The following is a 13396-nucleotide window of genomic DNA, read 5'->3' on the forward strand; positions in this document are numbered from 1 at the left end:
GTTTTCACTGTGAGGCGGTGACGCCGCCATCGATGTAGACGACCTGGCCGGTCATGTAGCTTCCGGCCGCCGCGGCAAAGGTGATGATCTGGCCAACGACCTCGATGGGCTCGCCGATGCGGCCGAGCGGATTGCGCTCCAGGATGAAATTCTTGAAGGCCGGCCGGTCGAGATGCGGCCGGATGCGATCCGACTGGATGAAGGTCGGCGCCACGCCGTTGACCGTGATGTTGTGCGGCGCCAGCTCCATCGCATGCTGCTTCACCAGCATGACCAGGGCGCCCTTGGTAGCGCAGTAGGCCGAGTAGCCACGCCCGCGCAAGGCCAGCTGCGAGCGGACCGACAGGAGATGAATCTGGCGACCGCCCTGGCCGCGCGCGATCTGGTCGCGCGCCACCGCCTGCCCCAGGAACATCGCCGACCGCAGGTTGGTCGCATAGACCTCATCGAAGGTTTCCGGCGTGACCTCGAGGATGGTCTGCTCGCGCTGGATACCGACGCAGTTGACCAGGACGTCAATGCCGCCCATGCGCCCGATCGCCTCTGCGGTGGCGGCGAAGATGGACTGCTCCTTGCGCGCATCCAGCGCAAAACCATGGGCCCTGCCACCGGTGGCGACAACGCGCTCTGCCAGGGCTTCGGCCTTGTCCAGGCTGGGCCCGGCGACGCAGACCTCGGCACCCAGCCTGGCCATGGCAACCGAGATGGCTTCACCGATGGCGCCGTAACCGCCCGGAATGAAGACGCGCAGGTTCCGAATGCTGAACAGGCTGTCGACTTGCCCCAGGTCGATCCCCGGCGTGAGACTTGGCGTGAGACTTTCAGTTTGAACATTCATTGATCGACCTCCACGCCGGCGGCACGGTAAACACTTTCCATCAGCTCCAGCGTCTTCAGGTTGACGAGCCGGTCGGTTTCAAACGGCGTTCCATCCCTGAGGCCGGTGATGAAGGCCTGAATGGCCGTATCGAAACATTCCTGGTAGCGACCGGGCAGGTCGACCTCCTCGACGGTGTCCGCTTCACGGCCGACGATGAAGATGCGGTTCAGCTCCATCACGATGGTGCCTTGCGTGCCGACAACCTCGAGCCGGTCGCCATGCAGCGGCGGATAGCCGGGTGCGCAGAGGCTGCCATCGGCGGTGGCGATCAGGCCGTCCTCGCCTTCCATCAGGATGGCGGCGGTATCCTCGCCGGGCAGGCCCTCGGCCAGACGCCCCAGCCGCGCCGCAACCACCCGCAGCGGCCCGACCAGGCAGAGCAGAATATCCAGATGATGAATCATGGTTTCAAACACGAGATTGCGCGGAAACCACTTCAGGTATGGCTGCCGCTCGATCAGGAACGGCACCGTGCCCTCGCGTTCACACAGTCCCGAGCCGCGGCAGGAGATCGCCACATGGCGGATCCTGCCGATGCGGCCTTCATCGACCCAGCGTCGCACTGTCATGTAATGCGGCCGGAAGCGGTAATTCTCATGCACCATGAAGCGCACGCGGTCACCCACATCCGCGACCAGACCGCGAGCCTCGGCCACCGTGGCGCACATCGGCTTCTGCACCATGATATGGACGCCGAAATCGGCCGCCAGCCGCGCCATCGGCGCATGGGCGCCAACCGATGCCGCGATATCGACAACATCGAAGCCGCCATGGGTGAACATGTCGATGGCATTGCTGTAGACGCGCGAGACGCCGAATTCCCGCGCGCGCGTTTCCGCCTTTGTGCGGTCGGTATCGCAGACCGCCACGATCTCGGCACCCGCCGCTGTCCAGGCGCGCAGGTGATACAGGCTGATCAGGCCGCAACCGATCAGTGCAACACGCAGCCTGGGGTCAGCCATGACGGCTCCCGAAGGTTCCGTAGCCATAATGCCAGACACTGCCGGAATCGTTTGTGGTGCGAAGGGTGTGGCGGACGCCGGCGGGAATCCGCACCAGGTCGCCGGGCTTGCACAGACTGCGTTCGCCACCGACCTCGATCTCGACATGGCCTTCGGCGACGACCACGAATTCATCGCTGCCATGCCTGAAATCCGCCCAGACCTGCCCGGGCGGGTCGATATAGGTATCGAAGGTGAAATCGGGAAAATCCGCGCGGATGGCATCTGGAGCAACCGGGACGCCATAGGCATTTGATCGGAACGCACTCACGCGGCACGATCCGCCAGCAGGCCACCCAGATAGGCGCGCGCCGGTTCAAAGGCCAGCAGCGCGTCGTAATCGGGAAGTGGCGTTACCGCACCCTTCTGCACGAAGATGAACTGCTCGCAGATTTCCTGCAGGATCTCAAGATGGAATTTCTCGTTCGGGTGAACGCAGAGAAAGACCAGCCGGCCCTCCGACCGCAGGCGCCGGAAGAAATCGAGCATGAAGCCGATATAGCCATCCTGCGTGTTGAACTGCGGCTCATCGAACAGATGCACCATCGGATAGTCTGAACCGGCAGGGTCCAGCAGCACATTCGGCATCCAGGAACGGAAATGACGCACCTGATAGGACTGGTGGTAGTGGATGGCCAGCCGGTCGCGCTGGTCGGTGCGGACGCGATGGATGTTGCGGCCCATCACCCGGACCTCGCCCGCGGTCGGCGCGTTCGATCCTGTCACCAGTTCAAACAGCGTGGTCTTGCCCGAACCGTTCGGCCCCATCATGCCGACGATGGAGGGGCGTTCGATGGTGAAATCGGCCGTCAGCCGGAAGGTCGGCGTGCGGTCGAAACGGCTGCGGTGGTAGATTTTCTCGAGCGATTTGACGTCCAGCATCGCGGTCATGCTCACACTCCGATCAGGCGCTGGCGCAGCACCGGATTGTCCAGCAGATCCTGGGCACGGCCTTCGTATTCGACACGGCCGCGATCCATCACATAGGTGCGGTCCGACACTTCGAGCGCTGCCAGCGCATTCTGTTCGACCACCAGAACCGAGATGCCTTCGTCCCGCAGCCGCCGGATGGTGCGCATCACGCCCTGCACGATATTGGGCGCCAGGCCCTGGCTGGGCTCGTCGAACAGCACCAGTCCGGGCGAGGCCAGCAGCGCGCGCGAGATGGCCACCATCTGCAACTCGCCGCCCGACATGTTCTCGCATTCCCGGCGCATCAGGTGTTCCAGCGCCGAGAAGATGCCGAACATCTCGTCCTGGCCCCACGCACGGAAGCGCGTACGGCGCGTGCCCAGGCGCAGGTTGCGGGCGCCGGTCAGCGTCGGGAACACGCGGCGATCATCGGGCACCCAGGAAATCCCCAGGCGCGAGATGCGGTGGGTCGGCATATGCGTGATGTCGCGATCATCGAAGCGGATCTGGCCGCGCCGCGGCGGCGACAGGCCGAGGATGGAGCGGATCGTCGTGGTCTTGCCGGCGCCATTGGGGCCGAGCAGGGCGACGACCTCGCCCGGGCCGATCTCCAGCGACACGCCGAACAGCGCCTGCGTCTCGCCATAGAAGGTCTCAATTCCGGATACGCTGAGCATCAGGCCACCGCTCCCAGGGCCGAACGGGCGACCCATTTGTTGGCCTGAAGCGCCGCGGGCGTACCCTCGGCAATAACCTGGCCCCAGTGAATGACCGAAATCCGGTCGGCCAGTTCGAACAGGAACCGCATGTCATGCTCGATCAGGCAGATGGTGTACTGCCGGCGCAGCTGGCGGATCAGTTGTGCCAATGCCTGCGTGCCCTTGGCGCCCAGGCCGGCCGTGGGTTCGTCCAGGAACAGGATGCGCGGTTCGGCAGCGAGCGCGACGGCGATTTCCAGCGCACGCCGCTCGCCGTAGCTCAGATCCTTCGACTTGTGCCAGGCACGATCGGCAAGACCGACCTGATCCAGAACCGCCAGCGCGGCCTTGGTCAGCCGGGCATCGCCGAAGGTGGCGCGGAACGGGCTGCTGCCAATCGCACGGAAGGCCGGCAGCGCCAGCATCACATTTTCGATGACCACCGCATCGTCGAACAGGTTCATCAGCTGGAAGGATCGCGAGACGCCCAGACGCGCAATGATATGCGGCTTGAGCCCGGTGATATCCTGCCCGTCGAAATGAATGTGGCCGGCATCGGGCGCATGATGACCGGTGAGGACGTGGAAGCAGGTGGTCTTGCCGGCACCGTTGGGCCCCATGATGCCGTGCACCGTGCCGGCTTCAATCGACAGCGAGATATTCTCCAGCACCACACGGGCGCCGAACCGCTTCTGGATGCCTTGTACCTGAAACAGCGCCATCACACCGTCTCCGGCTTGGCTGCAGGCGCAACAGCGGGCGGCGCACGCCGGGCCAGGGTATGGATCAGTCCGGCCACGCCTTCCGGCCGCACCATGACCATGACGACGAAGATCAGGCCGTACCAGAGCAGCCAGGCCTCGGTCAGGCCGCCCAGCACATCGCGCGCGATGAAATAGAGGATCACGCCCAGCACCGGCCCCCAGAAACTGACCAGGCCGCCACCCACCAGCACCATCATCACGATGATGCCGGATTGATGCAGGCTCATCACATCGGGATAGGCGCTCTGTTGCGCCATCGCGAACAGTCCGCCGGCCAGCCCGGCGAAAGCCGCCGATACGGTGAAGGCGAGCCATTTCCAGCGCCAGACATCATAGCCGACGAAACGGGCGCGGGTTTCATTCTGGCGGATCGCCTGCAGGATGCGGCCGACCGGTGCATTGACCACCCGCCACATCAGCACCACCGCCACAACCGTGATGGCGGCGACGAACCAGTAGAAAGCCGCATTGTCGTTGAGGTTGACACGCCACGGGCCGATGACGAGATCGGGCCGCGGAATATTCAGCAGGCCATCCTCGCCGCCGGTCAGCCAGTGCAGCTTCATGGCCGTGAACCAAAAGACCTGGCCGAAGCCGATGGTGAGCAGCGCGTAATAGATGCCGCGGCGGTGCGACAGGAATGCACCGACGATGGCGCCGGCGACCGTCGCCGCGACGATGGCGGCCAGCAGGCCACCCCACAGGCTGACCGCCACGCCCTGCTGGAACAGGCCAAAACCATAAGCACCGATGCCGAGATAGGCGCCATGGCCGAAGGAATGCAGGCCGGTATAGCCAAACAGCAGGTTGAAGCCCATGGCGAACAGAATCCAGATGGCAATCTCGACGCCGAGATACTGGTAGAGCCCCACCCACTGCAGCCAGAAGGGTGCGGTCGCCAGGACGACGACGAAGAGCGCCATCGGCAGCGTGAAGGGCGTGCCGCCGCGGGCCGGAATATCGGAAAGCGTGATCATCGATTCAGTTCTCCAGCGCACTGCGGCGTCCCAGCAGGCCGCGCGCACGGAACCCGACGATCGCGATCAACAGGATATACATCGACATCAGCGACCAGGCCGGCGCATAGGCGCCGGTGACGCCCGTGGCCATGCCGACAAGAAGGGCGGCGGCAACAGCGCCCCAGAAGCTGCCGACACCGCCGATCACGATGATGAGAAAGGCCGGGATGACGACATCGATGCCCAGATGCGGGCGCAGGCCCCAGATCGGCGCCATCACCATGCCGGCGATGCCGGCGAGCGCCGAACCAAAGCCGAAAACCATCAGGCGCAGGCGGGCAAGGTCGTAGCCCAGCGCCCGCACCATCTCGCTGTCATGGGCGCCCGCCTTGATGATCGCGCCATAGGGCGTGCGCTCCAGGAAGAGCCAGACCATCAGGATGGCGACAATGGCAAAGCCGGCGGCGTAGAATTTGTAGGTCGAGAAAATCAGTCCGCCCATCAGGAAGGCGCCGCTGATCATCTGCGGCACCGGCATGTTCTGCTCGCCGGTGCCCCAGATCAGCCGGATCGCCTCTTCGATGACGATGGCGGCGCCGAAGGTAAGCAGCAGGCCATACAGCGGTGCCTTGCCATAGGTCGGGCGCAGACAGAGTTCGAGCAGCATGCCGGCCGCGCCCGCCACCACCGGTCCCAGCGCCAGACCGACGAAATAGCGGCTGGCCATAGGCAGATCGAGCCACCAGATGCCGAACGGCGTGCCGGCAAACCAGCCGGCGCCAATGGTGGACAGGGCCAGGTATGCACCCAGCGTGAAGAGCGAGCCATGGGCGAGGTTGATGACCTCCATCACACCCACAATCAGGGTGAAGCCCAGGGCAATCAGGGCAAACAGCAGGCCAAGCGTGAGCCCGTTGACGAGATGCGGAACAAGACTGGTCATATGAATCAGCGTTTCGACGGTGACAAAAAAAGAGCGGGCGGCGCGCTGGCCGCCCGCAGTTTCAGGGTTAAGCGTCGAATGTCGGCGTAGACTCGTAGGATTCCAGCTTGCAGGCGCCGTTCGCGTCGGAGTCCATGGCATCCTGCGGCGATGTGCTGGCGACGATCTTAAACATATCGTCCTTGTCCTGCGTGCCGACATTCGCCGTGGCCTGGTAGATCGTCTGCTGCACCTGATGCGTTACCGGGTCGATCCAGGCATCGTGGTGTTGCATGCGGTCGCGCGCAGACATCTTGTGACCTTCCAGAGCTTTGATCACCTTGATGTTGTTGGTGGATCCAGCGCGCTCGATGGCCGCAATCAGTTCGCGAGTGGCAAAGTATCCGTTGTAGAAGACATTGCCCGGCACGCGCATTCCGGTATCCGGATACATGGCCTGATAGCGTTTGACGAAGTCGGCAACGCCCGGCAGATCGAGCTTGTAATACCAGGTGGTGCCAAACATGCCGAACAGGTTATCCAGAGGCAGGCCGTAGACGTCAGGCCAGTCCTGCTGATTGTTGAGCCAGACCGGCTTGTTGCCCATGCCGAGCTGGGCGATCTGCTGCCGCATGGCCTTTTGATCGTCGCCACCGATGGCGGCAGCCACAACGCCTGGATTGATTTGCTGGATCTTGAGCAGTTGCGACGAAAAATCGCGCGTGCCCTGGGGTACCAGGATTTCTTCAACCATGTCGCCGCCATACTGTTTCAGCAGCGTCTTAGTGGCTGCCGAAGTGCTGTGGCCCCAGACATAGTCGTTGGTGAGCAATACCCACTTCTTGCCGTATTTCTCGATCGCAGCCTTTACTGATGCCTTCGCGAAGTTGGTGCCGTTGGCATCCCAGACGAACTTGACGCGATGGCAGTTCTGCCCCGCTTCCGACGGCGCGCTCGAATTGGTGTTGAGGTAGATGACGCCATATTTCTGCGCCACCTGGCTGATCGCGTTGGCGACGCCGGAATGGATGGCGCCGACCAGAAAGCCGCAATTCTCGCGGGTGATCATGCGCTCGGCGACGCGGCTGCCGGTGGCCGGCGTGGTCTCGGTATCGAGATGGAAGGTTTCGATCTTGCGGCCGAGCACGCCGCCCTTGGCGTTGGCTTCGGCAATCGCCATCATCATGCCGCGGCGGTCGCTGGCACCGGAATTGGCATATTGGCCGCTGGCGTCGGAGGTGATGCCGATCCTGATCGGCTTGGCCGCGCCTTGCGCATAGACGCGGGTATGCGTCCACGGCCCCATGAAGGCCATGCCGCCCGTGGCGGCGGCTGCCGTGGTCAGTAACCGACGACGGCTGATCTTTGACTGAGCCATGTTGTTTTCTCCCTGGTTGGCGCTCTTTACGGGCCTGATTTGTGGCGTCGCTGGTGCGTCGAACGCCGGTTCGGGCAAATTGAACAGAAATTCTATTTACGTCAATGAATATTTTTTCTATCAGATAGAATATTCCGTTCAATGATGGAATCCTTGGCTAAAATGCTGTAAAGGCTAGGACATGAGCGATCAGCCTGCTTCCAATACCTCCCCCATTTCAGCTGACGACCTGGTGATTTCACCCGGAACCGAGACCTTTGACGGTCTGCGCCAGCGCATCCGCGACCGCTTCGCGACCCTCAGCCCGCATCTGCAGCGCATCGCCCGGGCATCCCTGGAAGAGCCCAACGGCTTCGCCCTGAACACCACCGCGACGATCGCCGCCGATCTGGAAATCCAGCCGTCCACCCTGATCCGCTTTGCCAAGGAGCTCGGCTATTCCGGTTTCTCCGATCTGCAGCGCGTGTTCCGTCAGCGCCTGATCGAGGGTGAGCCGACGGTGCGCGAGCGCGTCTATTCCGAAGAGACCGCACGTCCGGGACCGCTGAATGTGCGCGACCTGCTACAGACCTGCGTCGCCGCGCATGTCGCCGCGCTGAACGATCTGCTGACGCATTGCGACACCGACAGCCTGGCCAAAGCCGTCGACATGCTGCGCCAGGCACGGCATGTCTATATCGCCGGCCTGCGCCGCTCGCGCCCCATCGCCGCCTATCTTGCTTACGCCCTGACGCGCTCTGAACGCGCCAGCAGCCTGCTTGATTTTGCCGGCGGCATGGCCGGCCCGCAGATCGCCACCATCGGCCCCGACGACATTCTGGTCGCCATCGCCTTCCCGCCCTATTCAGGGCCGGTGGTCGATATCGTGCTGGATGCCTATGTCAGTGGCCGCAAGGTGCTGGTCGTCACCGACGGACCCGCCAGCCCACTGGCCAGCAACTCCCATGTGCAGATCTATGTGGATGCCGGAGCGGCTTCCGCCTTCCAGCCGATCTCGGGTGCCATCGGTCTGGTGCAGACTCTGGTCACCGCACTGAACTGGGCACCCAAGACCGACTGACCGGCATCAGTCCTCTGGCAAAAACCGCCGCCGTTCCTCGCGGAATCGCTTGGCCAAAAAATCGCGGCAGGTGGTGATCCGGCGCACCGATGCGGCTTCGGGATGGCTCAGCAGATAATAGCTCCGCCGATACGCGATCTTGGGCAGGATGCGCACCAGGCCGCTGTCCCCGCCAACCGCGAAATCATGCAGGATGCCGATTCCGGTTCCAGCTTTCACCGCCTCCAGTTGTCCGACCACGCTGGCGCAGCGGAATTTCCGCCCGGGCGCCTTGTCCAGCAGCGCGCCGTAATCCAGCGCCGATGCATAGGCCATGTCTTCGACACCGGTGACCAGCACATGGTCGGCCAGGGCTTCGGCATTGTTTGGCGTGCCCTCGCGGTCCAGATAGGCGCGCGCGGCATAGAGGCTGAGCGAATAGTCGGTGAGGCGAGAAACCACGAGGCGCCCATCCGCCGGCTGGTCCAGCACGATGGCCAGGTCTGCCTCGCGCCGCGTCAGCGAAAAGATGCGCGGCATCGGCACCAGCTCGATCGTCAACCCGGGATGCATGGCAACCAGGGCGCCGAGTTCGCCGGCGAGGAAGCAGTTGCCCAGACCATCCGGCGCGCCGATGCGCACAGTGCCTGACACTTCGGCCGCCACGGCGCGCAGTTCTTCGGCAATGCCCAGCACCTCGGTTTCCAGGCGCTCGACCACCTCCATCAGTCGCTCCCCTGCCGTGGTCAAGGTCGACCCGGCCGGCCGCCGGACGAAGAGCTGCGAGCCGACCGACTCCTCCAGCGCATCCAGCCGCCGCGAGACCGTGGCGTGATTCAGGCCGAGCTTGCGCGCCGCCGCCAGCAGCTGGCCCTCGCGCGCGATGGCGAGAAACACCCTCAGATGATCCCAATCCATGTCTGATCCCGGGCTATGACTTCAATTTACGCACAATGATTGATGATTATTTCAGATTGCTGTGCACAGGTTGATGTTGGATCAATTCCGGCATCCGGTCAAATCCTTCCGAAGTCCTTCGAGGAGCGCGGCAATGCCCAACCAGATTTCCCATTTCATCGGTGGCCGCCTGGTGGCTGGCCAGGGCCGCACCGCTGCCGTGTTCAATCCCGCCACCGGCGTGCAATCGGGCAATGTAGCACTGGCCTCGGCCGCCGAGGTGCGCGCTGCCGTGCAGGCCGCGTCAGCCGTGGCCGATGACTGGGCCGCTACCACGCCGCTGAAGCGCGCCCGTATCCTGAACGCTTTCCTGCGCATCCTGGACGAGCGCATCGATGAGCTGGCCGCCGTGATCACCGCCGAACATGGCAAGGTGCTGTCGGATGCCAAGGGCGAAATCCAGCGCGGCATGGAAGTGGTGGAATTCGCCACCGCCGCGCCGCAGATCCTGAAAAGCGAAATGACCGAGAATGTCGGTACGCGCATCGACAGCTATGCGCTGCGCCAGCCGCTGGGCGTGGTCGCCGGTATCACGCCATTCAATTTCCCCGCCATGGTGCCGATGTGGATGTTCCCGGTCGCGCTGGCCTGCGGCAACTGCTTCATCCTCAAGCCGTCGGAGCGCGATCCCTCGGCCTCGCTGCTGCTGGCGCAGTGGCTCAAGGAAGCCGGGCTGCCCGACGGCGTGTTCAACGTGGTGCAGGGCGACAAGGAGGCGGTCGACGCCATCCTGCATGACCCCGACATCCAGGCCGTCAGCTTCGTCGGTTCGACGCCGATTGCGCGCTATATCTACGAAACCGCCGCGCGCACCGGCAAGCGCTGCCAGGCCTTGGGCGGCGCCAAGAACCACATGATCGTCATGCCCGATGCCGATCTGGACCAGGCCGTGGATGCGCTGATGGGTGCGGCCTATGGCTCGGCGGGCGAACGCTGCATGGCGATCTCGGTGGCGGTACCGGTCGGCGAGGCCACTGCCAATGCGCTGATGGCGAAGCTGGAGCCGAAGGTACGCGCGCTGCGCGTCGGCCCGGGCACCGATCCGGACGCCGAAATGGGGCCGCTGGTGACGCGCCAGCATCTGGAGAAGGTGCGCGGCTATATCGATGCCGGTGTGGCCGAAGGCGCCAGGCTTGTCGTGGATGGTCGCGGCCTGAAACTGCAGGGCTACGAGAATGGCAACTTCATCGGCGGCACGCTGTTCGACCACGTCACCACCGACATGAAAATCTACAAGGAAGAGATCTTCGGTCCGGTTCTGGCGGTCGCACGCGCCGACAGCTATGGGACGGCGGCGAAGTGGATCAACCAGCACGAATACGGCAACGGCACGGCCATTTTCACCCGCGACGGCGATGCCGCACGCGAGTTCGCGCATCAGATCAAGGTCGGCATGGTGGGCATCAATGTGCCGATTCCGGTGCCGATGGCCTTCCATTCCTTCGGCGGCTGGAAATCATCGCTGTTCGGCGACCTGCATATGCATGGTCCGGAGGGCGTGCGGTTCTACTCGCGGCTGAAAACCATCACCAGCCGCTGGCCGACCGGAATCCGGGCCGGTGCCGAGTTTGTCATGCCGACGATGGGGTAGCGGAGTCTGGTCCGATCCGCATGAGGCCTGGATGCCATTGCGCGATTGTCCGGGCGCGTGTTGAAGTGGCGTTCGCGTTCTCCGCTAACGCCACTTTCCCTCACGCCTCCACCACATCGAACGCCGCCGGTGGCTGGCCGGCGAGATGGATATCCCACATCCGCGCATAGGCCGATTCCAGATTGCGCGTCAGCCGCGCGATATCGAACAGCGGCGCAGTGAGACGCTGTGCCTGCAGATGCTGCTTGAAGGCGGCGATGCGCGTCGGATCGCGCGCCAGGCTGAGGGCCAGGGCCTCGTAATCAGCCAGGCTGGTGGTGATCAGCTCGGGCAGGCCGATGGCGGTGAGCAGGCTGCCGGCCACGCGGCTGATAAACGTGTCGCCGGCGCAGGTGAGCACCGGCAGGCAGGCCCAGAGCGCATCAGACGCCGTGGTATGGGCATTGACCGGCAACGTGTCGAGGAACAGATCGGCCAGCGCGTGGCGTGCCAGGTGATCGGGCAAAGCCAGCGGCGGTGCAAACACCAGGCGCACCGGATCGATGCCGCGCGCCTGGGCTTCGCGGCGCAGATTCTGCGTCGAGCCCGGCGCGCCCTCCAATAGCCACAGAACGCTGCCCGGCACCTGGGCGAGCAGCCGCATCCAGAGATCGAATATGCGCGGCGTCAGCTTGTAGCTGCCATTGAAGCTGCAGAAGACGAAGCCCTGATCGGGCAGGCCGCATTTGGCGCGCGACGGCGCCCAGCTGCTGATGGCGCGCTGGGTGTCGTTGGGCTGGTAGCAATGCGGCAGCGCCACCACCTTCTCGGTGAAATACGGATGCTGCTCGGGCGGGATGATGAAGCGGTCGGCGATCACATAGTCGATGAAGCTGGCGCCCATGGTGCCGGGATAGCCGATGTAATTGACCTGCACCGGCGCCGGGCGGCGTGCCAGAATCTCGGCCCGCGCATTCTGGGTATAGCCCTTGAGATCGACCAGGATATCGATCTGGTCGTTGTAGATCGCCTGCGCTGCCGCGTCATAGCCGAGCGGCTTGAGATCGCTGAAATGGTCGAAGCCGGCGACCAGGCGGCGGCGGATCTCGCTGTCGGAATCCGGCCCGATGGAATAGGCGAAGGTCTCGAAGCGGTTGCGGTCATGGCGCTCGAACAGCTCGGCCATCAGATAGGCGGTGGCATGCGGATGGAAATCGGCCGAGAGATAGCCGAGCCGGATTCTGTCGCGGCGCTGTGCGGGGCGCGGTGGCAGCGGCGCGGCCTGCTTGCTGATGCGCGCGGCATAGGCGGCGGCACTGAGCAGCTGTTCTTCCGGCGTGGATGACAGCGTGATCAGCGCAAAGGGCGTGATCTCGGTGGGGCCCTGGCGCACGAAGCGGCGTACCTTGCCATCCACGCTTTCCTCGAAATCGCGCCAGTCGCAGATCACGCGCTTTTCATAGGACAGCTTGGCCCAGACCACCGGATGCTCGGGCAGTTGGGCAGCCACCGCCTCGAACTGCGCGATGGCTTCGTCGCGGCGGTCGAGCAGGATCAGCAATGTGCCCAGATTGAGCCGTGCACTGGTGAAATCGGGTTTGACCTGCAGCGCCATGCGATAGGCCGCCTCGGCGCCCGCCATGTCGTCCATCGACTTGAGCGCATTGCCGAGATTGTTGTGGGTCTCGGCGATGTTGGGCGCCACCTCCAGGGCCCGGCGATGCCAGGCCACCGCATCGGCATAGCGACCGAGCTCAAACAGGCAGACGCCGATATGGGTCATGCCCTGGTAGAAGCGCGGATTGAGTGCGACAGCCTTCTGGTGACTGGCCATCGCGTCTTCCAGCCGGCCCAGCTCGCGATAGGTGATGCCGAGATGGTAATAGGATTGCAGATAGTCCGGACGGATGCGGATCGCCGCCTCGTAGCAGGCAATCGCCTCGGCCGTCTCGCCGCGGCTGCGCAGGATGTTGCCCAGGTTGTTGTAGGCGGATTCGTTGGGCTGCAGCCGGAGCGCCTGGCGGAAGGCGGCGATGGCCTCGTCGGCCTTGCCCTGGTTGCGCAGCACATTGCCCAGATTGTTATGGGCCTCTGAGCTTTTCGGATCGATGCTGATGGCGCGCCGCAGCAGCTTGGCGGCTTCGTCCAGCTCACCACGGCCATAGAGCAGCACGCCCATATTCTGCGCCGCCAGCGGATTGCGCGGCTGGCGCAGCAAAACCTTGCGATAGAGCTTTTCCGCTTCCTCCAGCTGGCCGGCCTGGTGCGCCTGCACCGCCTGGACCAGAGCCTTGTCGACCGCCATGGCTTGCCCCG

At 64.0% G+C, this 13396-nt stretch carries 13 protein-coding genes; 2 read left to right on the forward strand and 11 right to left on the reverse strand.

The window, feature by feature from the left end; genetic code table 11:
• Positions 1-4: 4 nt before the first annotated feature.
• The 9 genes from AAG821_RS01280 to AAG821_RS01320 form a co-directional block, all read right to left on the reverse strand.
• Positions 5-838 carry an SDR family oxidoreductase gene (locus AAG821_RS01280; RefSeq protein ID WP_341908784.1) on the reverse strand — a complete coding sequence of 278 codons (834 nt, stop codon included), beginning with the start codon at positions 836-838 and terminating at the stop codon, positions 5-7.
• Entirely contained in the window at positions 835-1842 is a 1008-nt protein-coding gene (locus AAG821_RS01285; protein ID WP_341908783.1) for a Gfo/Idh/MocA family oxidoreductase, read from the reverse strand. Before AAG821_RS01285 ends, AAG821_RS01280 begins: the two co-directional genes overlap by 4 nt.
• On the reverse strand, positions 1835-2152 hold the full coding sequence (locus AAG821_RS01290) for a cupin domain-containing protein (protein WP_341908781.1): 318 nt from the start codon (positions 2150-2152) through the stop codon (positions 1835-1837). Before AAG821_RS01290 ends, AAG821_RS01285 begins: the two co-directional genes overlap by 8 nt.
• Positions 2149-2772, reverse strand: coding sequence for an ATP-binding cassette domain-containing protein (locus AAG821_RS01295; RefSeq protein ID WP_341908780.1), 624 nt, complete (start codon positions 2770-2772; stop codon positions 2149-2151). The genes AAG821_RS01290 and AAG821_RS01295 overlap by 4 nt, the downstream gene beginning before the upstream one ends.
• Positions 2773-2774: 2 nt before the next feature.
• Positions 2775-3470 carry an ABC transporter ATP-binding protein gene (locus tag AAG821_RS01300; RefSeq protein WP_341908778.1) on the reverse strand — a complete coding sequence of 232 codons (696 nt, stop codon included), beginning with the start codon at positions 3468-3470 and terminating at the stop codon, positions 2775-2777.
• Positions 3470-4213: an ABC transporter ATP-binding protein gene (locus tag AAG821_RS01305; RefSeq protein WP_341908776.1), complete on the reverse strand. Its 744-nt coding sequence runs from the start codon at positions 4211-4213 to the stop codon at positions 3470-3472. Before AAG821_RS01305 ends, AAG821_RS01300 begins: the two co-directional genes overlap by 1 nt.
• A complete protein-coding gene (locus AAG821_RS01310) occupies positions 4213-5232 on the reverse strand; it encodes a branched-chain amino acid ABC transporter permease (protein WP_341908774.1) in 1020 nt (339 codons plus the stop codon). Before AAG821_RS01310 ends, AAG821_RS01305 begins: the two co-directional genes overlap by 1 nt.
• Positions 5233-5236: 4 nt before the next feature.
• A complete protein-coding gene (locus AAG821_RS01315; protein ID WP_341908772.1) occupies positions 5237-6157 on the reverse strand; it encodes a branched-chain amino acid ABC transporter permease in 921 nt (306 codons plus the stop codon).
• Between the two features lie 67 nt (positions 6158-6224).
• Positions 6225-7514, reverse strand: coding sequence for an ABC transporter substrate-binding protein (locus tag AAG821_RS01320; RefSeq protein ID WP_341908771.1), 1290 nt, complete (start codon positions 7512-7514; stop codon positions 6225-6227).
• A 181-nt stretch (positions 7515-7695) separates the two neighbouring features.
• Here AAG821_RS01320 and AAG821_RS01325 point away from each other — a divergent pair, with 181 nt between their 5' ends.
• Entirely contained in the window at positions 7696-8574 is an 879-nt protein-coding gene (locus AAG821_RS01325) for a MurR/RpiR family transcriptional regulator (protein ID WP_341908769.1), read from the forward strand.
• A gap of 6 nt (positions 8575-8580) precedes the next feature.
• On the opposite strand, the gene AAG821_RS01330 is transcribed toward AAG821_RS01325, so the two are convergent.
• Positions 8581-9471 (reverse strand): LysR family transcriptional regulator, encoded by an 891-nt coding sequence (locus AAG821_RS01330; RefSeq protein ID WP_341908766.1) that lies wholly within the window; start codon positions 9469-9471, stop codon positions 8581-8583.
• A 133-nt stretch (positions 9472-9604) separates the two neighbouring features.
• Between AAG821_RS01330 and AAG821_RS01335 the strand changes: the two genes are divergently transcribed.
• Positions 9605-11101, forward strand: a complete 1497-nt coding sequence (locus tag AAG821_RS01335) for a CoA-acylating methylmalonate-semialdehyde dehydrogenase (protein WP_341908764.1) — start codon at positions 9605-9607, stop codon at positions 11099-11101.
• Positions 11102-11201: 100 nt separating this feature from the next.
• On the opposite strand, the gene AAG821_RS01340 is transcribed toward AAG821_RS01335, so the two are convergent.
• A complete protein-coding gene (locus AAG821_RS01340) occupies positions 11202-13385 on the reverse strand; it encodes a tetratricopeptide repeat protein (protein ID WP_341908762.1) in 2184 nt (727 codons plus the stop codon).
• Positions 13386-13396: the final 11 nt, after the last annotated feature.

Origin of the sequence: Ferrovibrio terrae (assembly GCF_943372915.1) — a bacterium.
GTDB lineage: Bacteria > Pseudomonadota > Alphaproteobacteria > Ferrovibrionales > Ferrovibrionaceae > Ferrovibrio > Ferrovibrio terrae_A.